Annotated in this window: 24 protein-coding genes, 2 pseudogenes and 1 riboswitch; of the genes and pseudogenes, 13 read left to right on the top strand and 13 right to left on the bottom strand. The window is 37.9% G+C overall.

The genetic code is table 11. From position 1 onward, the window contains the following. Positions 1 to 22 precede the first annotated feature (22 nt). From DIS06_RS04960 to DIS06_RS04945, 4 genes and pseudogenes are all read right to left on the bottom strand, one after another. A pseudogene (locus DIS06_RS04960) lies at positions 23 to 394 on the bottom strand (DinB family protein); the annotation flags it as partial. A 21-nt stretch (positions 395 to 415) separates the two neighbouring features. Continuing rightward, positions 416 to 1,897 (bottom strand): UDP-N-acetylmuramoyl-L-alanyl-D-glutamate--2,6-diaminopimelate ligase, encoded by a 1,482-nt coding sequence (locus DIS06_RS04955; RefSeq protein WP_162595883.1) that lies wholly within the window; start codon positions 1,895 to 1,897, stop codon positions 416 to 418. 96 nt (positions 1,898 to 1,993) lie between these two features. After that, the gene (locus DIS06_RS04950) at positions 1,994 to 2,209 is read right to left on the bottom strand and encodes a hypothetical protein (protein ID WP_110112132.1); all 216 of its coding nucleotides are present in this window, start codon (positions 2,207 to 2,209) and stop codon (positions 1,994 to 1,996) included. A 48-nt stretch (positions 2,210 to 2,257) separates the two neighbouring features. Beyond that, positions 2,258 to 2,920: an aminoglycoside phosphotransferase family protein gene (locus DIS06_RS04945; protein WP_110112131.1), complete on the bottom strand. Its 663-nt coding sequence runs from the start codon at positions 2,918 to 2,920 to the stop codon at positions 2,258 to 2,260. Positions 2,921 to 3,185: 265 nt separating this feature from the next. Here DIS06_RS04945 and DIS06_RS04940 point away from each other — a divergent pair, with 265 nt between their 5' ends. Beyond that, the gene (locus DIS06_RS04940; protein ID WP_110112130.1) at positions 3,186 to 3,398 is read left to right on the top strand and encodes a hypothetical protein; all 213 of its coding nucleotides are present in this window, start codon (positions 3,186 to 3,188) and stop codon (positions 3,396 to 3,398) included. On the opposite strand, the gene DIS06_RS04935 is transcribed toward DIS06_RS04940, so the two are convergent. Then, entirely contained in the window at positions 3,395 to 3,856 is a 462-nt protein-coding gene (locus DIS06_RS04935; RefSeq protein WP_110112129.1) for an Lrp/AsnC family transcriptional regulator, read from the bottom strand. The two genes, DIS06_RS04940 and DIS06_RS04935, sit on opposite strands and share 4 nt — an antisense overlap. A gap of 119 nt (positions 3,857 to 3,975) precedes the next feature. On the opposite strand from DIS06_RS04935, the gene DIS06_RS04930 reads away from it, so the two are divergent. From DIS06_RS04930 to DIS06_RS20060, 4 genes are all read left to right on the top strand, one after another. Beyond that, on the top strand, positions 3,976 to 4,416 hold the full coding sequence (locus DIS06_RS04930; protein WP_110112128.1) for a carboxymuconolactone decarboxylase family protein: 441 nt from the start codon (positions 3,976 to 3,978) through the stop codon (positions 4,414 to 4,416). A 65-nt stretch (positions 4,417 to 4,481) separates the two neighbouring features. Next, a riboswitch (cyclic di-AMP (ydaO/yuaA leader) is annotated at positions 4,482 to 4,626 on the top strand. A 135-nt stretch (positions 4,627 to 4,761) separates the two neighbouring features. Further along, positions 4,762 to 5,421, top strand: a complete 660-nt coding sequence (locus DIS06_RS04925; RefSeq protein ID WP_110112127.1) for a potassium channel family protein — start codon at positions 4,762 to 4,764, stop codon at positions 5,419 to 5,421. A gap of 4 nt (positions 5,422 to 5,425) precedes the next feature. Beyond that, positions 5,426 to 6,751: a TrkH family potassium uptake protein gene (locus DIS06_RS04920; RefSeq protein ID WP_110112126.1), complete on the top strand. Its 1,326-nt coding sequence runs from the start codon at positions 5,426 to 5,428 to the stop codon at positions 6,749 to 6,751. A 472-nt stretch (positions 6,752 to 7,223) separates the two neighbouring features. Then, entirely contained in the window at positions 7,224 to 7,373 is a 150-nt protein-coding gene (locus tag DIS06_RS20060; RefSeq protein WP_162595882.1) for a hypothetical protein, read from the top strand. 125 nt (positions 7,374 to 7,498) lie between these two features. On the opposite strand, the gene DIS06_RS04915 is transcribed toward DIS06_RS20060, so the two are convergent. Beyond that, positions 7,499 to 7,684, bottom strand: coding sequence for a M28 family peptidase (locus tag DIS06_RS04915; protein ID WP_110112125.1), 186 nt, complete (start codon positions 7,682 to 7,684; stop codon positions 7,499 to 7,501). 513 nt (positions 7,685 to 8,197) lie between these two features. Between DIS06_RS04915 and DIS06_RS04910 the strand changes: the two genes are divergently transcribed. Next, positions 8,198 to 8,275, top strand: coding sequence for a YjcZ family sporulation protein (locus DIS06_RS04910; RefSeq protein ID WP_110112424.1), 78 nt, complete (start codon positions 8,198 to 8,200; stop codon positions 8,273 to 8,275). Between the two features lie 828 nt (positions 8,276 to 9,103). Here DIS06_RS04910 and DIS06_RS04905 read toward each other — a convergent pair. From DIS06_RS04905 to DIS06_RS20900, 3 genes and pseudogenes are all read right to left on the bottom strand, one after another. Continuing rightward, a complete protein-coding gene (locus DIS06_RS04905) occupies positions 9,104 to 9,190 on the bottom strand; it encodes a YjcZ family sporulation protein (RefSeq protein ID WP_110112124.1) in 87 nt (28 codons plus the stop codon). Between the two features lie 92 nt (positions 9,191 to 9,282). Beyond that, positions 9,283 to 9,891, bottom strand: a complete 609-nt coding sequence (locus tag DIS06_RS20905) for a methyl-accepting chemotaxis protein (protein ID WP_481746847.1) — start codon at positions 9,889 to 9,891, stop codon at positions 9,283 to 9,285. Positions 9,892 to 10,077: 186 nt separating this feature from the next. Beyond that, positions 10,078 to 10,611 (bottom strand): annotated as a pseudogene (locus tag DIS06_RS20900) (protoglobin domain-containing protein); the annotation flags it as partial. 274 nt (positions 10,612 to 10,885) lie between these two features. On the opposite strand from DIS06_RS20900, the gene DIS06_RS04895 reads away from it, so the two are divergent. Together DIS06_RS04895 and DIS06_RS04890 are read left to right on the top strand one after the other, a co-directional pair. After that, a complete protein-coding gene (locus tag DIS06_RS04895; protein ID WP_110112122.1) occupies positions 10,886 to 11,563 on the top strand; it encodes a C40 family peptidase in 678 nt (225 codons plus the stop codon). A gap of 212 nt (positions 11,564 to 11,775) precedes the next feature. Further along, the gene (locus DIS06_RS04890; RefSeq protein WP_110112121.1) at positions 11,776 to 12,375 is read left to right on the top strand and encodes a DedA family protein; all 600 of its coding nucleotides are present in this window, start codon (positions 11,776 to 11,778) and stop codon (positions 12,373 to 12,375) included. Between the two features lie 194 nt (positions 12,376 to 12,569). Here the strand turns inward: DIS06_RS04890 and DIS06_RS04885 are convergent, their stop codons facing one another. Together DIS06_RS04885 and DIS06_RS04880 are read right to left on the bottom strand one after the other, a co-directional pair. Beyond that, the gene (locus DIS06_RS04885) at positions 12,570 to 13,925 is read right to left on the bottom strand and encodes an arsenic transporter (protein ID WP_110112120.1); all 1,356 of its coding nucleotides are present in this window, start codon (positions 13,923 to 13,925) and stop codon (positions 12,570 to 12,572) included. Positions 13,926 to 14,268: 343 nt separating this feature from the next. Continuing rightward, positions 14,269 to 15,459, bottom strand: a complete 1,191-nt coding sequence (locus tag DIS06_RS04880; protein WP_162595881.1) for an MFS transporter — start codon at positions 15,457 to 15,459, stop codon at positions 14,269 to 14,271. A 120-nt stretch (positions 15,460 to 15,579) separates the two neighbouring features. Here DIS06_RS04880 and DIS06_RS04875 point away from each other — a divergent pair, with 120 nt between their 5' ends. Then, the gene (locus DIS06_RS04875) at positions 15,580 to 16,461 is read left to right on the top strand and encodes a LysR family transcriptional regulator (protein ID WP_239421881.1); all 882 of its coding nucleotides are present in this window, start codon (positions 15,580 to 15,582) and stop codon (positions 16,459 to 16,461) included. Positions 16,462 to 16,687: 226 nt separating this feature from the next. Here the strand turns inward: DIS06_RS04875 and DIS06_RS04870 are convergent, their stop codons facing one another. After that, a complete protein-coding gene (locus DIS06_RS04870) occupies positions 16,688 to 17,170 on the bottom strand; it encodes a YtxH domain-containing protein (RefSeq protein ID WP_110112117.1) in 483 nt (160 codons plus the stop codon). Between the two features lie 297 nt (positions 17,171 to 17,467). Next, complete coding sequence (locus DIS06_RS04865) at positions 17,468 to 17,926, bottom strand: hypothetical protein (protein WP_110112116.1); 459 nt, start codon at positions 17,924 to 17,926, stop codon at positions 17,468 to 17,470. 172 nt (positions 17,927 to 18,098) lie between these two features. On the opposite strand from DIS06_RS04865, the gene DIS06_RS04860 reads away from it, so the two are divergent. The 4 genes from DIS06_RS04860 to DIS06_RS04845 all read left to right on the top strand — a co-directional run bounded on the left by DIS06_RS04860 (position 18,099) and on the right by DIS06_RS04845 (position 22,581). After that, positions 18,099 to 19,577: a glycoside hydrolase family 32 protein gene (locus tag DIS06_RS04860; protein WP_110112115.1), complete on the top strand. Its 1,479-nt coding sequence runs from the start codon at positions 18,099 to 18,101 to the stop codon at positions 19,575 to 19,577. 163 nt (positions 19,578 to 19,740) lie between these two features. Continuing rightward, positions 19,741 to 20,532, top strand: a complete 792-nt coding sequence (locus DIS06_RS04855; protein ID WP_110112114.1) for an SDR family NAD(P)-dependent oxidoreductase — start codon at positions 19,741 to 19,743, stop codon at positions 20,530 to 20,532. Positions 20,533 to 20,935: 403 nt separating this feature from the next. Beyond that, on the top strand, positions 20,936 to 21,952 hold the full coding sequence (locus DIS06_RS04850; protein WP_110112113.1) for an SDR family NAD(P)-dependent oxidoreductase: 1,017 nt from the start codon (positions 20,936 to 20,938) through the stop codon (positions 21,950 to 21,952). Continuing rightward, positions 21,949 to 22,581 (top strand): acetyltransferase, encoded by a 633-nt coding sequence (locus tag DIS06_RS04845; protein ID WP_110112112.1) that lies wholly within the window; start codon positions 21,949 to 21,951, stop codon positions 22,579 to 22,581. The genes DIS06_RS04850 and DIS06_RS04845 overlap by 4 nt, the downstream gene beginning before the upstream one ends. Position 22,582 lies beyond the last annotated feature (1 nt).

The following is a 22,582-nucleotide window of genomic DNA, read 5'->3' as shown; positions in this document are numbered from 1 at the left end:
CAAGAGGCTGTGGCCTCTTGGTTTATTTTATATAGATTTTTACGATTTGCTGAATATGATGTAAGTCATGCTCAATTAGTCCGCCGATAAATTGATTAAGTGTCATTGTATGATGTCCAAGAGAGAACGTTGTGTCAAGTGGTATGGTTTCTAATCGCTGAACGAGTTGTTTGCGTGTTGAAATAAACTGTTCAATGAGTTCTTCGCGCGAAATACCTGACTGCGCGTTTGTTTCAGCTTGCTGATTCACACCATCAATATCAATGCCAGAGTGAGTAAGTTGTGAACCTTCTTTAATGTATAGAATGCGTTCATTTAACAAATAACGATCCCAAAATCGTAAATGTTCAATAAGGCCCGCTAGCGAACATTTTCCTTCTTCAATTGGAGCAAAAAACGTTTCCTCATCTTCTTGTTAAATCACAATATCGTCTTCTTTTTCCTCATCTCTTGTTGTGAGCGTAAGTACCGTGTCTAAATCAGAATGTGTACCGAGTTCAAAGGTTTGTTTGTATGATTCATGACCTTTTCCTGTGATAACAATCCAATCGCCGTCAGAAGCTTGATTTATAGCTTGTTCAATCGCTTTTGTGCGATCTGGTACGACTTCACCATTATGGCTTCCGTGCTCATAGTGTAACGTCATGAGTGTTAACATCATGTCTTCTTTTGCCGGTTCTTTTACGTCATCAAGTGTGAGTACATACTTTGTAGCAAGTGCCGCAGACGTTTCAATCATTTTGCCGCGTTTTGATTCATCACGACCATCGCGAAAGCCGAATACATGATAAATCTGTTTTGCGCCACATTGTTTGGCGGTTTGCAAACAATGTTCAAACGCATCTGTTGTATGCGCATAATCAATGACAATGGTCTTTCCTTCGTGTTCAATCATCGTAAAACGACCAGGAACTCCTTTAAAAAGAGGTGTACTTGCTGATAAGTTTTTATGAGCAATCCCCATTGCAGTTCCAGTCATTAGCGCCATTGAACAATTATAGACGTTGTGTTCACCAGGAAAGCGTAATTCAAAATGAAGTGCTTCTTCACGTTCATTCAGTAATGTGACATGTGAAGAGCGATTCATTGATTGTATCGTTAGTTTCCATTTTGCGTCTTTATGAGTACTTAGTGATAGAACATTTTTGTGTTTTGATAACAGAAGATGATGTAATTTTTCTCCCCATTCATTGTCAATATTTACAATGGCATGACCGTGAGAAGCGAGTTGATGAAATAGACTTGCTTTTGCCGCGAAATAATCGTCAAATGTTTGATGATAATCTAAATGGTCATGTCCCAAATTCGTGAACAAGCAATAATCAAACTCAATCTCAGCCACTCGTGCTTGTGTTAACGCATGAGAAGATACTTCCATAATGACAACTTGGTCATTACTAAGGTGAAGCAAGCGGTTTAATTCTAAGCTATCAGGGGTTGTGGCTGTTGCTTGAATTTCTTCGCCGTTAATGATGTTCATCACCGAGCCTAAAAGGGAGCACGTATAGCCTTCACATTCTAATAGATGTTTCAACATAAAAGCCGTCGTTGTTTTCCCGTTTGTTCCTGTGATGCCAATCATAATATGCTTTTTAGCAGGATGATTGTAGTAATTGACCGCTAATGTGGCCAATGCTTGGCGACTATCTGTCACTTGAATATAGGGAACAGATAATGGGGTTGTGAGAGCTTTTTCTCCTACAATCGCAGCCGCACCCGCTTCAATTGCTTGATGAATATAGGTGTGTCCATCGTGAGTGCCGCCGGAAATGGCGACAAATAAATCACCGGTTGTAAGTTGTTTTGAATTAAATGAAATGGTATGAATATCAATGTTTTCAATGTCGTCTAAGCGTTGTTCACTTTGAATTCCTTGGAGAATATGATGTAATTTCATGTTGTGTTCGTCCATCTCCTTATTTTTTGAAATGGTCTCGTATGTGTATTTTGTGAACAACGCATTCGACCTATTCACCTTTCATGACGACGAACGTTATTTTTGGAAAAAGGAAAGTGGATATGTTCCTTCTAGCCATTTTTCTAACTCACGATAGAATTGTTGAAACATCGTGGGGTTTGGTTGCGAACCTGAGAAATAAGGTAAACCAGCTAAATATTCTAATCCTGCACAAACATGATAACGAAGTGCTACTTCTTCATTGAGAGGATTAACGTGATCGTATCCTTTATAAAAAGCTTCGCGTATCATGGGGAACTTCGTGAAAATCCATAATTCAGGTTTAACAAAATCCCACGTTCAATCATAAAATTTAGCAGCTTCAAGGTCAATGATTCCCACTAATTCATGATCATGAACAATGACGTTAGGTAAATATAAGTCACGGTGTGTAAAAGAAGGAGTGATCCTTTGCGGTAATTCGTTCATTAATTGTTGAAAGTGATGGTCTACTTTTTGCAGTGTAGCCAAGTCGATTGTTTGACATTGTTCATTTTGGGTTAATAAGTGTTGAAATCGTGTTTGAATCAACTCATTCCAAGAAGAATAAGTGTCGTTTGTAGACAATTGTTCACAAAATGCATTGTTCTTTATTTTATGCATGCTTGCCATCGTTTGTCCCAATGAGTACGCAAGTTTTTTTTGCTCCGCGTCCTCTAACAGGTGAATGGTTTCTGATGCATCCTTTCCATCTAGCCACGTAAGAAGTTGCATGTAGGTTTGATCATCGTATGCAAGCAACATGGGTGTTTTTAAGTTGTGTTGAGTGGCTAATTCAAGTGCTTTTATTTCATGTAAAAACGCATCTTTGTTTTGCTTTCGGGTGTTTTGTTTAACCGCATAGACACCATTTGATGTGGTGATTTTGATACACTGGTGGCTATAGCCTTTTGTCGCATGTTCGATCGTTAAAATACGCTCATCTCGAATACTTCTAAACCAATCAATCATCACGTCTGTCATGTCTTTATACTCCTTTTCAAAGATACAGTTAGTGTACTAAAACGTAGAAGAAGAGCCAACATTTTGTTAGCTCTTTGTGTAGAGACGCCGAAAGGTAAAGTGGGATAAGAAAATAAACCAACCGATTAATAGCGCAATAAAAGGTAAAGATGAAGAGGTGAAAGGTTTCACTACATTAGATGAAGAAGCTGTACTTATGAATCCACTTTTCTTTTTTCGTTATAGAAGCTAAGATTGAAGTAACGTAGACGAAGGAGTGAAGCAGATGCATAGAGAAGAACCAAAAGAAGTAGTGGATTATCGTATGTTTGGGATATTGCTGATAGCAGGTTCTCTTATATGGGGTGGGCTTGCTTATGCTGGAAGCGAAAATTGGATTTTTTATACGATTTTGTTTGTGCTTTGTTATGTTGTTGGAGTAGGGAGTTTATTAAAGCACATGAATGAGAAGACAGTGAAAAGCCGACGTCCTTTTTAAACCGTCGGCTTGTTTCTTAGGTGATTCATTGTCGTATGTTGCATCTCGACAGTTGATAACACCACATGAGAAATGGTTTTAGCAAACGGTGTCACTTCGTTAATAAAGGATTCTAACTCTTGCAAATTTGGGAGTTTCAGCTTTGTAATAAAACAAGCTTGCCCCGCAATTCGTTCACAAAATTGCGTGTATGGATAGGTTGAGATAAAGGATTTAAATCGTTCATATTCTCCGTTTTTCATCGTTACTTCTACATAGCAATCCACCGTTAACCCTAGCTGTTCATAGTTAATCGCAATTGTATATTGCTTTAAAATGTGTGCATCTTCAAGTCGACGAACACGCTCTGTCACAGATGGAGGAGATAGGTTTACTTTTTTAGCTAACTCTCGCATGGAAAGCCGACTATCCTTTTGTAATTCCTCTAAAATATGTAGATCCACATTGTCAATTTTCATTTGTAAGTTTTCCTTTCTAGAATTGTTTTATTTGCTACTAGATTAAAGGTGAATTGATTTCATACGCAAGTGAAATGATCTGTTCTTTTTCTTACAATAAAGAAAAAGGAGTGATGAACATGGCACATATCGCATTGCCACAAGGAAAAGGATCTAATTTTGAACGAGCGTTATCGCTTATTCCGAATGTAAAGTCATTATATGATCAGTTATATGAAACACTATGGAACAGTCCAGTCACGTCAAAAGAGTTAAAAGAAAAAATTCGACTTTACTTAGCAAGCATAAACGGTTGTCAAACATGTATGAGTCTGTCTTATGTGAGTGGTTTTTCTCTAAATAAAGAAGTAATAGATGAAACAAAGTGGTCAAAAGAAGATGAAATGCTCTACGCATTCATTGATCGCTATCGTGTTACGCCGAGAGAAGCAAACGTTGAACAATTGACGGTAGTTTATCGTGATGAACAACTGTTAGAGGTGTTAGCACTTATTCACTTATTTGATGGATTTCATAAGATGATTGTCAGTCTCGATTTGTATGATTTTTGTTCTTTGTAAAAGTTATAAAAGAAGGCTTGACAGAAAAATTTTACAGGAGTATGATAGCTTCCATAATGAGTGAATACGTCAGATCGCTGAATCGATAACAAGAGCGGGGGAACCACTTTTTTGTGCCAATTGGTGCTAGGGGTGAATCCTTTTTAGGTAGGGTTACTCTCATAATCCGAATCCGACAGCTAACCCCGTAAGCGTGATGAGAGGGAAGGTGACACTTGTGTAGAAGCATTCATCCAACACAGGAGGGCAATCCCTGTGTTTTTTTGCGTTTATTTTAAGTAATTTTTGTATAAAAGAACCAAACTACGGTTAAGAGTTGGATGGAACGAGAAAGGAAGACAAAAGATGAAAAAGCAATTTGCTGTATTAGGATTAGGGCGTTTCGGAGGCAGTCTTGTTGAGGAGTTTGCGAATTTAAATGTGGATGTACTTGCGATTGACCGCGATCAAGAAGTGATCAATAAGTTTGCGAACCTAGCGACATATGTAGTAGCAGCTAATGCAATTGATGAAGCAAACTTAAAAGGCTTAGGAATCCGAAATGTCGATCACGCCATTATTTCATTTGGAGATGACATTGAAGCTAGTATTCTTGCTACGATGTTGTTAAAAGACATGGGAGTGAAGCAAGTATGGGTGAAAGCAGTCAATGCCTATCACCAAAAAGTACTTGAAAAAGTCGGTGCAGACCGTGTTATTCATCCAGAGCGTGATATGGCAAGAAGGCTCGCTCATCATGTTGTATCAGAGAAAATTATCGATTATATTGAGTTATCAAAAGACTATAGCATTGTAGAGATTGTTGCATCACGAAAACTGCATAACAAAACGTTGTTTGACCTTGATATTCGTGCGAAATATGGATGTAACATCATTGGATTTCAACGTAAAAACGGTGAGATGGTCATTTCACCAACTGCTCATGAAGTCATTGAAGAAGGAGATATGTTAATTGTCGTAGGTCATAATAAAGACTTGAACCGATTCGAAGACGAAGGAGTATAATTCCATGAAAATGAAGTCCGTCCACTTAAGTCCACCACAACTTCTTGTCGCAATATTTGGTGTGTGTATCGTTGCCGGTGCTGTTTTATTGAAGCTTCCCTTTTCAACAACGCATTCGATTAAATGGATTGATGCCATGTTTATGGCAACGTCTGCAATGACGGTGACAGGATTAGCGGTTATGGATCCTGGAACGGAGTTTACGGTGTTTGGGCAACTCGTTTTAATGTGTTTAATTCAGCTAGGTGGGTTAGGGATTATGTCCTTTGCGGTCCTGATTTTTATTTTACTCGGAAAGAAAATTGGATTTAAACAACGCCTTGTGATTCAGCAATCGTTAAATCAAACGAACATTGGCGGAGTGATACGATTAGTGAAGCATCTGTTTATCTTTTCGTTTGTAATTGAAGGGATGGCCATGGTGCTTCTAGCATTTCGCTGGGTACCCGAGTATGGATGGGGGAAAGGACTTTATTACAGTCTGTTCCATTCCGTCTCGGCGTTTAACAATGCAGGGTTGGCACTTTGGTCAGACAGTTTGACACAATATGTTGGTGATCCGCTTGTGAATTTAACCATTTCATTCTTGTTTATCATTGGCGGAATTGGATTTACTGTTTTAGTTGATGTGTGGCAAAAGCGTTCTTATAAAAAACTTAGCTTGCACTCAAAGATGATGCTTATTGGAACAGTTGTCATGAATGCAGTATCCATGATATTTATTTTCTTTTTGGAGTATGCCAATCCTAAAACGTTAGGTGCATTAAATTGGAGTGACAAATTGTGGGCTGCTTATTTTCAAGCGGTTACAACAAGGACAGCAGGATTTAATACGATTGATATTGGCAGTATGGATGAATCGACAATCTTCCTTATGTTGTTATTAATGTTTGTTGGAGCAGGAAGTGCTTCAACAGGTGGAGGAATTAAATTAACAACTTTCATCATTATTCTGTTAGCGGTCGTTGCCTTTTTACGAGGAAGGGAAGATTTAACTATTTTAAGACGTCGAATTGATGTATCGTTTGTCTTCCGTGCCTTAGCTATTTCAACAATGGGTGTGTTGTTTGTTTTTTCCGCAATCTTTGTTTTAAACATATCGGAGTCTGAACGAATGCCGTTTCTTCCATTGGTTTTTGAGGTGATTTCGGCGTTTGGTACGGTTGGACTTTCAATGGGAGTAACCGCTGACTTATCTGATTTTGGACGGTTTATTATTATTTTTATTATGTTTTTAGGAAAGATAGGGCCTCTTACATTAGCGTTCTCACTTGCAAAGCCACAGCGCTCAGCGATTCGTTATCCAAGCGAAGATATACTTACAGGATAAGTGTGAAAAGAGAGTGGGACATAACGAAATGATTCCTTCTGAAAAACGAACAAGAACGTTTCTGTCATCGTTATGTTACAGCAACAAGTTCGTTCCATTTCGCTCCAGCCACTCGCTTTCCGCGGGGATCAACCTGAGCCTCCTTGTTCCTGTGGGGTCTCAGCCTTTCCTCTATTTCCCGCAGGAGTCGAGTGTCCTACGCTCCATTCCACTATTCTTTTAAACTTGTTTTTTGATCGAAAAATACCCGAACTATAAAAGGGGTACAACTATAAATAGTTCGGATTTATTGCCAGCTGAGACACTTATGTCCCAGCCTCTTTTTTATGACCGCTTTGAATAGGAAAGGTGACTAGAAAAAGTGGTTTGTCCTTTTTACATCATTCCTCAAATAACCGAAACTTGATATACATATAATGGAAGAAGGGTTTTGGTGAATGAAAAGCGAACAAAAAAGTAGGGGGGAATGAAGATGAAAAATGAGAAAATGATGCGTACGCTAACCATTTTCGGGTTTGTTTTATTTGTTTCTTTTCTGACTGCTAATAATGTTTCTAGCAATCATGAGCATATTGATGTGACGGAAACATTTAAGGAAGTCCATGCAGGTGATTGTAAATAGGTGCCGAGGCAAAAGGTAAAAAGCACCCCTTTTGCCTCGGCATGCAACAGCCCTTACCCTGGCATCCTGTTATGCTAGTAGATAGAGAGGTAAGAGTTGTTGCATGTAAATCTACTTGCTTGAGTTTATTTGTTAGAAGCTAACTGGTAAATTGTCATGCCAATTAATTCGTCAGCTTCTTGGATTCGTTCTTTGCTAATGTGTTCCATGGTATCTTGCGGCGTATGATAGCAAGGTTCTAAGTTTGCTGTACCTAAAACAAGTGCAGTTCTTTTTTTCATATGTATAAAATCCTCCTTCGTTTTTTTCATCGAAGGATAGCATTCTTTTTATTTCTGCAAAATCCTATTAAATTATAAAAAATAGGAAAATAATCCTTTTTAGCCATTTTTATGAAAATGAGGTAAGAGAAATGAAGAGAAGCCGAAGAAAATAAAGGGAAAGCGCTGGACAGTTGAGTCGTAATCAATGTGTACAGCGCTGGAAAATAAGAAAAAAGCCGTATCTATGTAAAAGGTATAGAGTAGGTTATAGGATACCTTTTAATAATTCGTCGAAAAAACAAGCATCGATACGATCAATAGGAAAAATGCAAATGCTAAAATTCCAGGTAGCCTATTGTTTCGCATAGATTGTATCCCCCTTTCAATATTTTTCTACTAGATAAGACGTAAGACATCTGTCTTTTGTTTCAAAAAAAACGAATTTTTTTGAAAAAAGTAAAATGAGCTAAAAAATCCGCATTTGCCCTCGGCGCTTGTCCTGTACCGTTTGTCCAATTCTTCATATGTTAGTAGTAGGAAGTGAGAAAGGGGGAAAAATAAATGGGTCACAATTATTATGCTTTGATTGTCGTGTTATTCGTTTTATTAGTAATCGTGGGTTGTGCTTGCTTCAACTAATGTAAACTGATTGACATGAAATAGAAGATGATGCCTCGTGCATGATCTTCTTTTTTTATTTGTTTTCATGCATGTTGGGGCTACTAAACAAAAAGGTCATTTATCTACGGAGAATGAGTCTTACAAAGAGTTTTAGAACAGAGGTCATGTAGAGGAAGTGACGATTTTTGGTTCTGCCCAATTTTCTAAAAGAACAAAAAATCCGCACTAGTGTCAACGCTTGTCCATGACGAACTCTAGCAATTTACATATAGTATAGTAAGAGATTCGATAGAGTCTCTTACACGCAGTATCCGTGCTCATGTCTTACAGTATGCCTAGAGCGTCCAAACCGCCGATTGATGATTTCCCCCTTATCTCGTCAATCACTATTCCTTTTAGATGAAACCTCCTTATCGGATTGTTGCATTGGCAGCAAGGGGAGGTTTCTTTATCTGTTTGGAGAAAAGGAGGTGGAACGTTTCCTTTTCTCCAAACAGACGGAATGTTCCTACCACCGGAGATAGAGTAAAGCTCGGATAGAGTGAGGTAGGAAATTCCGTTAAAAGAGAGAAAAAATGTTCATGTAGTAAAAAGGAGGTGGAACGTTTCCTTTTCTCCAAACAGACGGAATGTTCCTACCACTGGAGATAGAGTAAGAGCTGAAGAGAGTGAGGTAGGAAATTCCGTTAAAAGAAAGAGAAAAATGTTCATGTAGTAAAAAGGAGGTGGAACGTTTCCTATTCTCCAAACAGACGGAATGTTCCTACCACTGGAGATAGAGTAAGAGCTGAAGAGAGTGAGGTAGGAAATATAAAAAACGGTCCTGATTGAGGACCGTTTTGGGTATTAATAGAAGCAAGAACAACCTACGATGATTAATAAGATAAACAACACAACGATAAATGAAAATCCGCCGTAACCAGGTGTACTCATGTGTTGTAGCCTCCTTTTGTTGAATGTCCATACATCATATGTAGACGGGAGGTTGCGTGATTGAGGAAAATGCCTAATTTAAACAAGTGTTTTTAAGATTTAGTTGTGAATGAATGAAATCGGTGACCTTCCATTTCATTGGACAACGTGTTTAAATCATCTGATGATGCGGCAATTTGTTCAATCCGCTCCGTTAATTGGTTAATAACGACCGATATTTCTTCAAGCTCTTCTTGTGTTTTCATTGTTTGTTCTTTATTTTGAGTCGTCATTTTTAAAACATTATCAAAGAATCGATTCATGTTAGACATGTGAGAAGTCGTGTCATTTGTTAATGAAGCCACTTTACTCGTTAGTTTTGAAATGCTATCAATTTGCTGACGAATGTCATAAATAAAGGTTGAAATGTTTGCGATTGAACTTTTTGTTTCTTCTGCTAATTTACGAACTTCTTGTGCCACCACTGCGAAGCCTTTTCCGTGCTCACCTGCACGAGCTGACTCAATTGATGCGTTTAGTGCTAATAAATTCGTTTGCTCTGCAATGGATGTCACAATCGTCACGATTTGGTTAATTTGTTGAGACGTGTGTTCAAGACCTTTCATTTTTTCTTGAATTTGAAGCGTACTGGTTTGAATATCACTCATCATTTGCTTTTCATCATCGAGCTTTTGTTTGCTTTCTGTCGATTCTTTCTCCACCGTTTCAGCAAGTTCTGAACTTTGATTTGCATAGTTTACAACTTGTTGGGTTTGTTCATGAATATTCCCTACAAATGCATGTGTTTCATCTGAAAGAGAAGCAAGGATAGATGATGTATAGCTGATTTTATCTTGAATCGCTTCATTTTCTTTCTTTAGAGACTCACGAATAATTTCGTGTTCATTATGATATGCTGCTAAAACAAGTTGTTGTTCAAGACTCAATAACTTCGTCACGCTTGTAATAGCCTTTGTACATGTTTCCTTTGAAGAAATAGTAGTTGAAAACAGCTCAATAAAGGCTGTTAATAAATTTTGAAAAGCACATAAGTACCAAGTAGGCTCAAGTCCAATCTTAACGTGCATTTTTGCGATGTTTTGACGTTTTACTAGAAATGTTTCGTCGATTTGACCATTGAATAGTTCAATAATATGTTGACGTAACGTTTGTTTTAATCGATCAACGGAACTATGTTTATTGATGATGTTAATAAGTTCTTTCTGGTCTCCAATCACTTTGTAAAAGTGTTCAACAATTTCATCACTATGTTCAACTACAATCGGTTTTAAGATAGCAACGCGACGTAAATCATCGGTTGTTAAAGAAATCATGTGAACTTGCTGTTTAATAACAGAATCCGTTACATTCAAATACACATCAATTTGTTCGTTTGTTTCTACTTCAATGTTGCTTTCTCTCTTTTTACTGAACCAACCCATTTTCTATCACCTTTTAGTATGTCATGTGTATGAGTAAATCGAACTGAAATTCGAACGTAGTATACTCCCTTAGGTAATTGTACTCACTTTCGTATTCACTTGCAATACGTATTGATACAGAATATGAGAGATAAAGAGATAAAAAAGCAGGCCTTCTTCAAAGTTAGCAATCTCACTGTAAAGAAATTGTGATGGTTTTATTATTTTGTTGTTATCGTTTTGTTATTTGTAAATGTTATGGTGTTAAGCGTATGTAAAGATCGGAGGGAATTGGATGAAGAAGGTTGTTACAACGCTTGCGATGACAGGGGCTATGTTTGCAGCACCGAATGTCGGACAAGCAGCATTGGGAGACGATGTATTAAAGCAAGGTATGCAAAGTAGTGATGTAACAGAGTTAAAAGAGTTATTAAAGAAAAAAGGTCATTTAGATCAGCCTGTTTCTAACTATTTTAATTATGATACGGTTTTAGCTGTAAAAGACTTTCAAAAAACAAATAACTTAAAAGCAGATGGTATTGTTGGTCACTATACATATAAAGCCTTAAACGTTCCAAGTAAAGATGTTAAAAGTGAGATTGGCTACAATGTAAATCAACTAATTGCAGATGCAAAAAATCATATTGACACACCATATAAATGGGGTGGCACATCACCAAGTGGATTTGATTGCAGCGGGTTCTTACAATACGTATTTAAAAATAGTGTAGGTGTGGATTTACCGCGCACGGTCGAACAAATGTACAATGCGGGAAAAAGTGTGTCTGAACCAAGTGTTGGTGATCTTGTTTATTTTGAGACATACAAACCGGGTGCTTCGCATGCAGGTATTTATTTAGGTGAAGGGAAATTTATTCACACGTCCACATCAAAAGGTGTCACGATTAGTGATAAAAACTCAAGTTATTGGAGCGAACGTTATTTAGGTGCGAAAAAAGTAGTAATAGATTAATGATAAAGTATGACAAAAACTCATTGGTTTACACTGAACTGCCCCCTGTCAAGTAGACAGTGGGTTTTCTTTTTGCTTTTTTGTCAATCTCCATAGCTTTGACTTTGCTTTTGTTATTAAGAAAAAGAATTAGCTAGAATTGTGATAGGAAAAAAGCTAAAATACTAGTATTGTCGCTTTTTTAGACGAGAACGGATAAGGAGGAAATAGAATTGCTTGAAGAATTAGTGCTCTCGCTTGTTGAAGCGTTAAAGCAATTGTCATACTTTGGTGTGGTGTTAGCCCTAACGTTTGAATTTGTGCCAGCAGAGCTTGTACTTCCGTTAGTTGGCTATTGGGTTTATCAAGGAGATATGAATTTATATTTAGCCATTTTAGCGGGTACGGTTGGGGGCGTATGTGGTCCTTTAACGTTGTACGCACTCGGACGTTATGGAGGAAGGCCGCTTGTCTTGAAGTACGGAAAATATTTTTTAGTGCGTGAAAAAGAAATTGATGCGTCTGATCGCTTCTTTGAAAAGTATGGGCCAAGTGTTGCCTTTCTAGGGCGATTCATTCCAGGGGTTCGAACAGCTATCTCACTTCCGTGTGGAATGGCGAAAATGAATGTTGTCCAATTTTCAGTTTATACGTTTGTTGCGATGCTACCGGTTACGGCGATTTATGTATATTTAGGGTACAAGCTAGGGCCACAATGGGAACAAGTAGGACCGATTGTTTCTCAATATATGAGACCTGTTGGCCTTGTTCTGATCGTTTGTATCATTTTGTTTGTAGCGTTCAAATTAACGAGAAAAAAGACATCCGTTTAACTCAACTCATAATCGAGCTTTCATATACGTTAGTAGGACAAAAAAAGAAGATGAACATGCAACACATCCCCTATCCTAAAAATCCAGAAACAAATGGATAGACAGGCAAGGGATGTTGAGGGTTGATTCTAATAGGCGCGTTCTATGGCCTTTTTGGAACAGCCTTATTTTATTGCGCAGTTCTTTTTTACGTCTTATCCAAAAATAAGCTGAACCCAGTAGTAAAGTAAGAATAAGGTTACAATCGTTGTTAGTGGAATGACGAGGAAGGACACTTTTAAATAATCTTTCCATTTTACTTTGATCCCATTTTTTCGTAAGATATGCATCCAAATAAGAGAAGCAAGTGTTCCAATCGGTAATAACAGTGACCCCATATCACTTCCAATAATGTTAGCTAAGTAAATCGTTTTTAACGTAATCGGGTCTAAGTTCATCTCGGTTAATGTGATGGTTCCAACCATCAGTGCAGGATGATTATTAAAGAGATTTGATAGAACAGATACTAATCCGCCCATCATAAAGGTTGCATAAAGTAATCCTTGATCGACAATCGGTTGAGCAACTTGTACAAGTATATTCGTTAAACCAGCATTGTGAAGCCCATAAATAATTACGTACATAGAGAAAGCGAAAACAAGAATATGCCATGGTGTTTTCTTTAAAATATCAATCGGGTTTGTACGTAAATGATACCATCTCCATATAAGTAGCGATAAAGAACCCACGACGGCTACAATTTCAATCGGAAATGCGAAGTAAGAAGCAACGAATAGTAAGCACCGCATAATGAAGACAAATAACAAGATTTTCATCATAAACTTAGTACGCTTCTTTTTTGTTTCGGTCGATTGAGATCCTTTTAGAGGGTGGAAGTGTTTGGTGAAAAAATGTTCTTCAATATCACGATAAGAAGTAGGTAGTTTTTTCGGTAGTTTCTTTTTTAACACTTGAAACATGAGCCAAGACATAAAGAGCAATCCTAACGTAGATGGTACAAACATCATGGCTGTATGCATATAAAGAGACATATCAACAATGTTTAAAGCAATTAAATTTACAACATTACTAACACCGATTGGAGCACTTGAGGCTGTAGCGATGAGTGCGCCACTCAATAAGTACGCGATTTGTTGGTGCGGCTTTAAGCGAAGATTGCGTAGAAGTAAAATTAAGATTGGAGTTGTAATTAAAATACTCCCATCGTTGTTAAATAGTAAGGTCATTAAGAAACAAAGCAATTGAACGTACCAATATAGTCGATAGCCTGATCCTTTTGATAAACGAGTAAGGCGAGCAGCTGCCCAATGAAAGAATCCGAAGCTTTCTAATATAACTGCCATGACAATGGTCGCCATAATTGTAATGGATGCACCGCTTACTTTGTTTACTATATCTAACACATCTTCTAACGATACAATCCCTAATAGAAGAATAACAGCTGCTCCAATGGATGCAGGCCAAGCTTCATTCAGCCCTCCGGGTCGCCAAAAGATAGCAATCATGGTGAGAAAGAATATAAGAAACGTGATGCTCATCTCAAAACCCATTCTAACACTCCTTTTTTTTTTCGGTCATTTAGTCAAGTATCACTACATGTCCGATTACTTATATTTATATTCATCCATGCTAATTTGTAACTAGATGATAGCCTTAATTTTGCTAATATGTATGTTTGTCTCTCTAGTAGTGTTGTCATCTATGGACAACAGCTTATGATAGACATAAAAAAGCTGAGACAAACAAGGGAAAGAGCACTCCTGTTTGTCTCAGCTTGAATCAGCACTTGCTTCAGAACTTTAATACTATCAATAGATAAAGGGGCAAGAAATTATGCACCCATTCTATTTAACTTTTCTATTTAACTTTGTTGACGGACATTTCAGATTGTGATTATGCTTGGTTTTTATGAGGCACAAGTGATACTTCTTTTGTAAAAAGGAAGATCGCACTAAATGCAATGGCAATAAAAATCGAGAGAGTAAAAACAAGACTCATCCATCCATGGTGAGTTAAAACAAATCCTCCACTCGTTCCAATGATACTTGCACCAAGATAATAGAATAAGAGGTAGAGAGAAGAGGCTTGAGCTTTCTCACTTATAGCATAATCACCAACTAACCGGCTCGCAATCGAATGGCTTCCGAAGAAACCGAACGTTAAAGTTCCGAGTGCGATGATGATGAGAATGAGAGAGGAGCTGGTCGTTAAGAAAAGTCCTCCTATCATTAGTAACATACAAATTAATAGAACTTTGCGTGGGCCGATTGAATTAGCAATCGTTCCAGCATATGTTGAACTAAATGTGCCCACAAAATAAATAAGAAATAAAAATCCAAGGGCGGTTTGACTAAGAAAATAAGGAGATGCTCCTAAAAGATAGCCAATATAGTTATAGGTGGTCACGAAACTTCCCATTAATAGAAACGATAAAACATACAATGCGCGTAGCTCTTTTCGTTTGAAAGGAGTAAATAAGGTATTAAAAAAAGATGGCAATGAGTACGTTTTAGTCGAGTTAGTTGTTTCTTTCGGTAAGTAACGCCAAAACAACATGCTAAGAAAAATACTAAGCAGGCCAATAATGAAGGTTGTAACATGCCAAGAGACGATATCTGTTAATACACCAGTAAGTACACGACCTGTTAGCCCTCCAACGGTTGTACCACTTACATAGAGTCCCATTGCTGTGCCAACTTGTTTCGTAGGAAATTCTTCACTAATGTAAGTCATTGCGATACTCGGAAATCCAGCGAGTGAGATTCCTAGTAGCGTTCTTGTGATAAGGAAGAAGATAAAATTTGGACTCAAAGATGAAAGAATACAAAGCAATGATGACGTCATTAATGAAGCAATCATGAGTCGTTTTTTACCTAGTTTAGTTGCAACAAGAGGGGCAAAAAGTAAGCTAATTGCCAATGTAGCGGAAGTGAGTGATAAAGACAAACTTGCTGTCCCTGGATTAATCTCAAATGCTGAGGAAAAGACAGGAATAAGGGTTTGTGGAATGTATAGAATCATAAAACTGACAAAACTACCTATAAACAGAGCAAACGCTGCTTTTTTGAACGATTGAGTATGCAAAGAACGAACCTTCTTTCGTTTACAATGATTTACCATTTAGTGTATAGTGAATAATTGATGACATCCAATTCATAATAATCATAAAATTCATGCATATAGGTAATGAATGGGGGAATAAGAATGGAATGGCAGCAACTGCACTATTTTCAGACGATTGCACGCATTCAACATATGACACGTGCAGCAGAAGCTCTTTACATTTCACAACCAACATTAAGTCGATCACTCGCACGCCTCGAAAAAGAGTTAGGAGTGCCATTGTTTGATCGGCAAGGTCGGTCATTAAAGTTAAATCAATACGGTGCTTTGTTTTTACAAAAGGTAGACAGGGCACTTCAACTGATTGAAGAGGGAAAACAGGAGTTAAAACAAGTAACAAGCTCGGAAGAAGGGACGATTTCACTGGCTTTTTTACATACGTTTGGAGTAAAGCTTATTCCTGATTTAGTGGGGGCTTATCGACAGCAGCATCCCAATGTGCAGTTTCAGCTCGTGCAGAACGCAGCCAGTGTTTTATGGGAGCAGTTACAATTGGGGGAGATTGACTTATGTATCGCGTCTCCGCCAGAGGATAAGTCCTTCATGTTTACACCGCTAAAACGAGAAGAACTATGTGTGATTGTTCCGCCTCATCATCACTTAGCAACCGAAAAAATCATTGATTTGCACGATATTACAACCGAGCCCTTCATTGGTTTTCAACAAGGACTCGGCTTAAATGGCATTACCCGAGCACTTTGTGAGCAAGCAGGCTTTACACCAAATGTGCTGTTTGAAGCGCAAGAGGTAGGGACAGTTGTTGGCTTAGTATCTGCAGGGCTTGGTGTTGCTATTATTCCTGATCAAGATCGCATCCATGAACAAGTGTGTAAGTTGAAAGTGAGGGGAGAACATTTTAGTCGTGTGATCGGGATGACGTGGACAGAAAACCGTTATATGCCTCCTGTTGTGAAACAATTTCGTGATTTTGTGATTGAGCAAGCGACGGTAAAACAATCGTAGACGTTTCTATAATCGTTAGGTTATAACAACAAGTTCGTTCCATTACGCTCCAGCCATTCGCTTTCCTCTATTTCCCGCAGGAGTCGAGTGTCCTACGCTTCATTCCACTATTCTTTTAAACTTGTTTTTTAATCAACAAAAATACCCGAACTATCAAGAGTGTATAGCTTGAAATAATTCGGGTATCTTATCAACTGAAACACTTATGTCCCAGCTTCTTGCTTTTTTAGTTTTCTTCTTTTTTCTCTTCTTCTACCAGTGGTTCTTCTTCAAGCGAAGCTGCACTTTCTAGCAGTGACTCATCCTGTTGTGCTTCTTCTACCACTTCTTCTGTTTCTTGTACTTCTTGGTCGTCAAGCTGTGCTTCTGCTTCTTCTAGTGTTGGTTTGCGAAGGCCTTTTACTTTATCTATTACTTGGTTCGATTGAACGGATACGTATTCTTGGATACGAGCTGTTCGCTGCTTTGCCGTTGAAGCAAGCTCTTGGCTTTTCTCGACAACTGTTTCTTTCACTTGACTTGTTTTCTCAATCGCTTGACTTGATTGCTTTTGAATATCAGCACGAAGTTCTTTTCCTGATTTTGGAGCAACAAGTAAAGCTGTTGTAGCACCAAGGACACTCCCTACAAGTGTTCCAACTAATAAACTTTTTCCACTTACAACCTCTTTGTTTTCTTCTTTTTTCATTGATTGATTTTGTTCTGACATGATTGATTCCTCCCTTTTAAATATGTAAAGAAATAGGTGATACTTTCTTAAGAAGTAATATTCGACTTCATCATTGAAAAACCTTCTTTTTGTAATTGAATATTCTGAATATTTTTCGTCTTCTTTTGACGTTAGAGAGAGGTTTTTGTATCTATTTTTGTTGGAAAAGAGCAGAAGTGTACGAAACATGTAGAAAAAGAAGTGTAAATGTTATGCGAAAGAAAACAGAGTTTCGACGACTTTACGGGTTTTCAGCACAAAAAGAAAAAAGTGCCGAATGAAGGCACTTGTTAAAAATTAGGATCGGGTATGATCAAATGCAGGGTCAAGCCACTTTTGAAATGCGTAATTAATGAGAGCGATTGACATAGCGATGCAAAATACGCCATATGCTGGCATAGATTTTAGAGCATATAAGTTAACCGATGCTAAAAATTTGCCGAGCACTACAACTTGTAAAAAATCAAGAATGAGATTAGCGACTACATAAAGCCAAAAGCTTGAGTACGTAAAATAAAAAACAAGAATGGTCATAACGATAAATAGTCCATATGTAGAAGGCGTCATGTTCGTTAAAAAGAATACATTTTCTTTGAGTACCCACCATTCGTACTTTTCACCGAGTTGATATACAATTGTAATAAGTACCGTTGAAAACAAACCGACAGGAACGAAACGCTTCACTCTGTGTATGTTTAACGGAAGAACGAAAAGCCACGGAATGAGAAGGAGTGACCATAAAATAAGTTGTTTCATGTGATTCTCCTAAAATGCGATGATTGTATTATTTTGTGATAAAAGAAATTTGTTATCCATGTTCATGGCAATTTGTACGAAAGTTTTATATGATAGATAAAGGGGAAAGATTAATCGTAAAGGGTTAATGGTTCCCTTTTTTTGTTGGAAACATGTTGGAGGGATACATATTATGTCTGAATCAAAATATCGAACGATTTTAGAAGCGAAGTCAGGCGAATTAGAGAAATTAAAAGAAATCGCCAAAAAAGATGATTGGCAGCCGACTTATCACATTTATCCACAATACGGTTTAATGAATGACCCGAATGGACTCGTTCATTTTAATGGGGAATACCATGTGTTTTATCAATGGTATCCGTATGGTCCGATTCATGGAATGAAGCATTGGGCTCATGTGAAATCGAAGGATTTAGTGAATTGGGAGCGACTACCGGTTGCGATCACACCGACTGAAGAATATGAGTCACATGGAGCGTATTCCGGAGGCGCAATTGCAAAAGAAGATCAAGCTCTATTATTTTATACAGGAAATGTAAAGTATGAAGATGGTTCACGTACAGCGAATCAATGTGTGGCATTTTTAGATAAAAGTGGCATTGTCGAGAAGTATGAAGGAAATCCAGCTGTTCGGGGTGTTCCAGAAGGGTATACAGGTCACGTTCGCGACCCGAAAGTATGGAAAGAAAATGATACGTACTATATGTTACTTGGTGCACAGCGTGAAAACGAAACAGGAACATTAATTGTATATGAATCACCTGATGCGTTAAATTGGACATTTAAAGGTGAAGTGAAAACTGAACTACAAAACTTCGGTTATATGTGGGAATGTCCTGATTATTTTAAATTAAATGGAAAAGATGTGTTTGTGTTCTCACCTCAAGGCATTCAAGCAGAAGAGCATAACTATCATAACATTTACAATGTCATTTATGCGGTAGGCACATTCGATTTAGATACGTTAACGTTTAACATGGAGTATTACCGTGAAATTGATAAAGGATTTGATTTTTACGCACCGCAAACATTTGAAGATGAGCACGGTCGCCGTTTAATGTTTTCATGGATTGGGAATCCAGATGTCACGTATCCGTCAGACGAGCATCAATGGGCACACGCGTTAACGTTGCCTCGTGAGCTTTCATTAGAAGGAAATGAACTCATTCAAAAGCCAGTGGATGAGCTGAAAAAGCTTCGTGATGCAGCGGCAAACTTCCGAGGAAACCTTGAAAGTGAAACGACGTATATTGATGAAGCAACGAATAATGCGTATGAACTGGATCTAACATTTAAAGATGTGAACGCAAATGAGTTTGGACTTGAATTGTTTTCAAGCAAAGAAGAATCCGTCACATTAACGTTTGATACGTTAAAACAAGAAGTTCGTCTTGACCGTGAAGGAATGAAGATTCAATATGCCACAGAGTACGGAACGGTTCGTTCAGAGGCATGGACATCGACAGAATCAGTCGATGTACGTGTATTTGTAGATAAAAGCATTGTCGAAGTGTATGTAAATGGAGGGCGCACTGTCTTTACATCGCGCGTGTTTCCACAAAAAGATTCAAAAGCAGCCATTAAGTTATTTGCACATGGATCTGTGTCATATGATTTAGAGTACTACGGGATGAATCGTGGAATTGAATAAGTTTATGAAAGCAATCAGAATTTCTGGTTGCTTTTTTGAACGGTAGCCGCTTGGTTTTAGGTTAACGGTTTCCGTCGTTCGTATAGTAAGCTTAAAACTCGATTATTCTAAAGAAAGTACGCTATACTTTGTTCATAATTTGTTTAAAAAGGAATGAAACAACATGGAAATGAACTTACAAAATAAATTAGTTTTAGTAACAGGATCAACAGGCGGGATTGGAAAAGAAGTAGCGAAAACCTTTTTACAAGAAGGAGCGATTGTCATTGTAAATGGTCGTACAAAAGAGCGTGTTGAAAAGGTCGTAGACGAACTTTCAGTTTTTGGAACGGTTCACGGCATCGTGGCTAATTTAGCAAATGCAGATGAAAGTCGTGCATTTGTGGAGAAAGTAGATGCGATTGGTGAGCTCGATGTGCTCATTAACAATTTAGCATTCTTTGAAGTGAAAGCATTTGAAGAGGTAACTGACGATGAATGGATGGAGTATTTCCAAGTAAACGTCATGACGGCTGTGCGTTTATCTCGCCACTTCTTACCAAAAATGATTGCACGTAATAGTGGGCGGTTACTGAATTTAGCGAGTGAAGCGGGTGTGAAACCACTTCCGCAAATGATTCCATATTCAGTAACAAAGACAGCACTCATTAGTTTATCACGTGGATTAGCCGAATTAACAAAAGGAACAAAGGTAACGGTTAATTCTGTTTTACCAGGCCCAACGTGGACAGAAGGTGTAGAAAACTACATGAAGGGTGCTGCAGAAGCAGAAGGAAAAGACCTTGATACGTTTACAAGCGACTATTTTAAAGTAAACGAACCAACGTCACTCATTCAACGATTTGCGACAGTAGAAGAAGTTGCGAGCACAATTGTTTTCTTATCGTCGGACAAAGCGTCTGCGATTAATGGTGCATCACAACGCGTGGAAGGTGGCATTATTCGTTCGTTATAAAAGTAATTTATCATTCATTTCACTTTGCTTTTTACTCGTTGCCATTACGATATTTCACTTACTGGCGAAAGGGCTACAGCTTCACTTTCATCATTCCTAAACGAAACATCGATAGTACTAATGAATAAACGATGAAGTAAGCCTTATGATGAATACCTACATGAAATAGGTGTTCATCATAAGGTTTTTTTTATTGGATTGGTTGTAAATAGAAGTATAATCACGCAATTAATTCACAGCCGGGCCGTTGCTATTAGTAATAAACGTTATGGTCGTTCTTCCTAAGCTAGACTTTAATCATTAAATTCATCTAGAAATGGGGAAATGAACTAAAGCCATTTAAAAGCTCAAACATATGATGGTACAAGAGATTGCTTTGAATTTATGAATTAGGGGGCTTTTTATGAACGCGAAAATGGACGCGGAGCTTGTCAAGTTTTATCAAGATAAAGTGATCTTGGTAACAGGTGGCACTGGCTCAATTGGCAGTAAAATTGTTCAAGAGCTAGTGAACTATTCTCCGAAGAAAATCATTGTTTTCAGCAAAGATGATAGTAAGCAGTATTTAATGAAGCAAGCTTTTAAAAAGTTTCATAATATTTATTACTTAATAGGTGACATTCGTGATTATCGACGAGTGGAGTATGTAACGAGAGAAGTTGATTATATTTTTCATACGGCGGCGTTAAAACAAGTACCAACGTGTGAAGAGAATCCAGATGAAGCAATTAAAACAAATGTATTAGGCAGTCTAAATGTCATTGAAGCTGCGATTAAAAACAATGTGAAAAAAGTCATCAATATTAGCACCGATAAAGCAGTTAATCCTGTTAATACAATGGGGGCGACAAAGCTTTTAACCGAGAAGTTATTTAAACAAGCGAACGTCAAGTTAAACAATAACAAAACAAAATTTTGTTCGGTTCGATTCGGGAATGTACTTGGATCACGTGGATCGGTTATCCCTCTTTTTTTTGAACAAATGTTAAAAGGGAAGCCGCTCACAATTACAGATTTAAACATGACGCGCTTTTTTATGTCGACTGAAGAAGCGGTGCAGTTAACGATTAAAGCGGCCTATTACACAGAAGGAGAAGAAACATACATTTTAAAAATGAAGGCGTTGAAATTAACCGAATTAGTGGATGCGCTTATTGAATATGCGAAAAAACATGACTTGAAAAAACCAGAAATCCAAGTCATCGGTGCTCGTCCAGGCGAAAAGTTATACGAAGAATTAGCATTTGATTTTGAACTTGAAAATCTATATGAAACAGATGAATTGTATGTCATTTCTAAACATGATCTGTCTTCTTCGACGTTTCTGAAAACAAGCTTAACTAATTACCGTTCCGATTATGTGGATACGATTAGTCAAAGTGAATTACTAACAATTATTGAGGAATTAAATCAGCGATGAAGTGGGGAGTGATTGGAACCGGTGGGCATAGTAAAGTCGTGGTGGAAACGATTCAAACGAATACCCTTGGTGCTTCTTTTGTTTTCTTTTCCTCATCACGACCTACACACCCATTTTTTTCATCGTATCTTACATTACATGACACAATCGAGGTGATGAAGCAGTACGAATCAGGGATTGATTTGTGGCACGTTGCAATCGGTCACATTGATGTCCGAGAAGCAAAGCTCATCGAATTACAAGACGATGAGAAAGTGACGCCTCCCATTATTCATCAACAAGCGATTGTCAGTCCTACTGCGACCATAGGAGAAGGTTCGTTCATTCATGTCGGAGTCATAATTAACGCATGTGCAACAATCGGACAAGGAACCATTATTAATACGGCTGCGACCATTGATCATGATTGTATCATCGGCAATTATGTAAACATCGGACCAGGATCTCATCTTGCCGGTGGGGTATCAGTAGGAGAGAAAACAGAGCTAGGAACGGGTGTAAACGTTAGACCCAATGTACATATTGGTCGAAGGTGCATCATTGGAGCTGGCTCTGTTGTGGTGAGTGACATTCCAGATGATAGCGTTGTATACGGTGTGCCAGCTAGAGTTATTCGAAAACGCGTGTAAA

This window comes from Bacillus sp. CGMCC 1.16541 (genome assembly GCF_003184905.1).
Classification (GTDB): Bacteria; Bacillota; Bacilli; order Bacillales; family Bacillaceae_H; genus Priestia.
This window is presented reverse-complemented; position numbering and strand designations above follow the sequence as displayed.

Bases quoted from the DNA above. Each gene is read 5' to 3' on its own strand.
- DIS06_RS04850 (WP_110112113.1), top strand. From the start codon at position 20,936: ATGAACGCGAAAATGGACGCGGAGCTTGTCAAGTTTTATCAAGATAAA.
- DIS06_RS04940 (WP_110112130.1), top strand. From the start codon at position 3,186: ATGCATAGAGAAGAACCAAAAGAAGTAGTGGATTATCGTATGTTTGGG.
- DIS06_RS04855 (WP_110112114.1), top strand. From the start codon at position 19,741: ATGGAAATGAACTTACAAAATAAATTAGTTTTAGTAACAGGATCAACA.
- DIS06_RS04905 (WP_110112124.1), bottom strand. From the start codon at position 9,190: ATGAGTACACCTGGTTACGGCGGATTTTCATTTATCGTTGTGTTGTTT.
- DIS06_RS04915 (WP_110112125.1), bottom strand. From the start codon at position 7,684: ATGAAAAAAACGAAGGAGGATTTTATACATATGAAAAAAAGAACTGCA.
- DIS06_RS04885 (WP_110112120.1), bottom strand. From the start codon at position 13,925: ATGGGTTTTGAGATGAGCATCACGTTTCTTATATTCTTTCTCACCATG.
- DIS06_RS04935 (WP_110112129.1), bottom strand. From the start codon at position 3,856: ATGAAAATTGACAATGTGGATCTACATATTTTAGAGGAATTACAAAAG.
- DIS06_RS20060 (WP_162595882.1), top strand. From the start codon at position 7,224: ATGAAAAATGAGAAAATGATGCGTACGCTAACCATTTTCGGGTTTGTT.
- DIS06_RS04875 (WP_239421881.1), top strand. From the start codon at position 15,580: ATGGAATGGCAGCAACTGCACTATTTTCAGACGATTGCACGCATTCAA.
- DIS06_RS04925 (WP_110112127.1), top strand. From the start codon at position 4,762: ATGAAAAAGCAATTTGCTGTATTAGGATTAGGGCGTTTCGGAGGCAGT.
- DIS06_RS04945 (WP_110112131.1), bottom strand. From the start codon at position 2,920: ATGACAGACGTGATGATTGATTGGTTTAGAAGTATTCGAGATGAGCGT.
- DIS06_RS04950 (WP_110112132.1), bottom strand. From the start codon at position 2,209: ATGATACGCGAAGCTTTTTATAAAGGATACGATCACGTTAATCCTCTC.
- DIS06_RS04910 (WP_110112424.1), top strand. From the start codon at position 8,198: ATGGGTCACAATTATTATGCTTTGATTGTCGTGTTATTCGTTTTATTA.
- DIS06_RS04895 (WP_110112122.1), top strand. From the start codon at position 10,886: ATGAAGAAGGTTGTTACAACGCTTGCGATGACAGGGGCTATGTTTGCA.
- DIS06_RS04955 (WP_162595883.1), bottom strand. From the start codon at position 1,897: ATGAAATTACATCATATTCTCCAAGGAATTCAAAGTGAACAACGCTTA.
- DIS06_RS04845 (WP_110112112.1), top strand. From the start codon at position 21,949: ATGAAGTGGGGAGTGATTGGAACCGGTGGGCATAGTAAAGTCGTGGTG.
- DIS06_RS04865 (WP_110112116.1), bottom strand. From the start codon at position 17,926: ATGAAACAACTTATTTTATGGTCACTCCTTCTCATTCCGTGGCTTTTC.
- DIS06_RS04920 (WP_110112126.1), top strand. From the start codon at position 5,426: ATGAAAATGAAGTCCGTCCACTTAAGTCCACCACAACTTCTTGTCGCA.
- DIS06_RS04930 (WP_110112128.1), top strand. From the start codon at position 3,976: ATGGCACATATCGCATTGCCACAAGGAAAAGGATCTAATTTTGAACGA.
- DIS06_RS04870 (WP_110112117.1), bottom strand. From the start codon at position 17,170: ATGTCAGAACAAAATCAATCAATGAAAAAAGAAGAAAACAAAGAGGTT.
- DIS06_RS04860 (WP_110112115.1), top strand. From the start codon at position 18,099: ATGTCTGAATCAAAATATCGAACGATTTTAGAAGCGAAGTCAGGCGAA.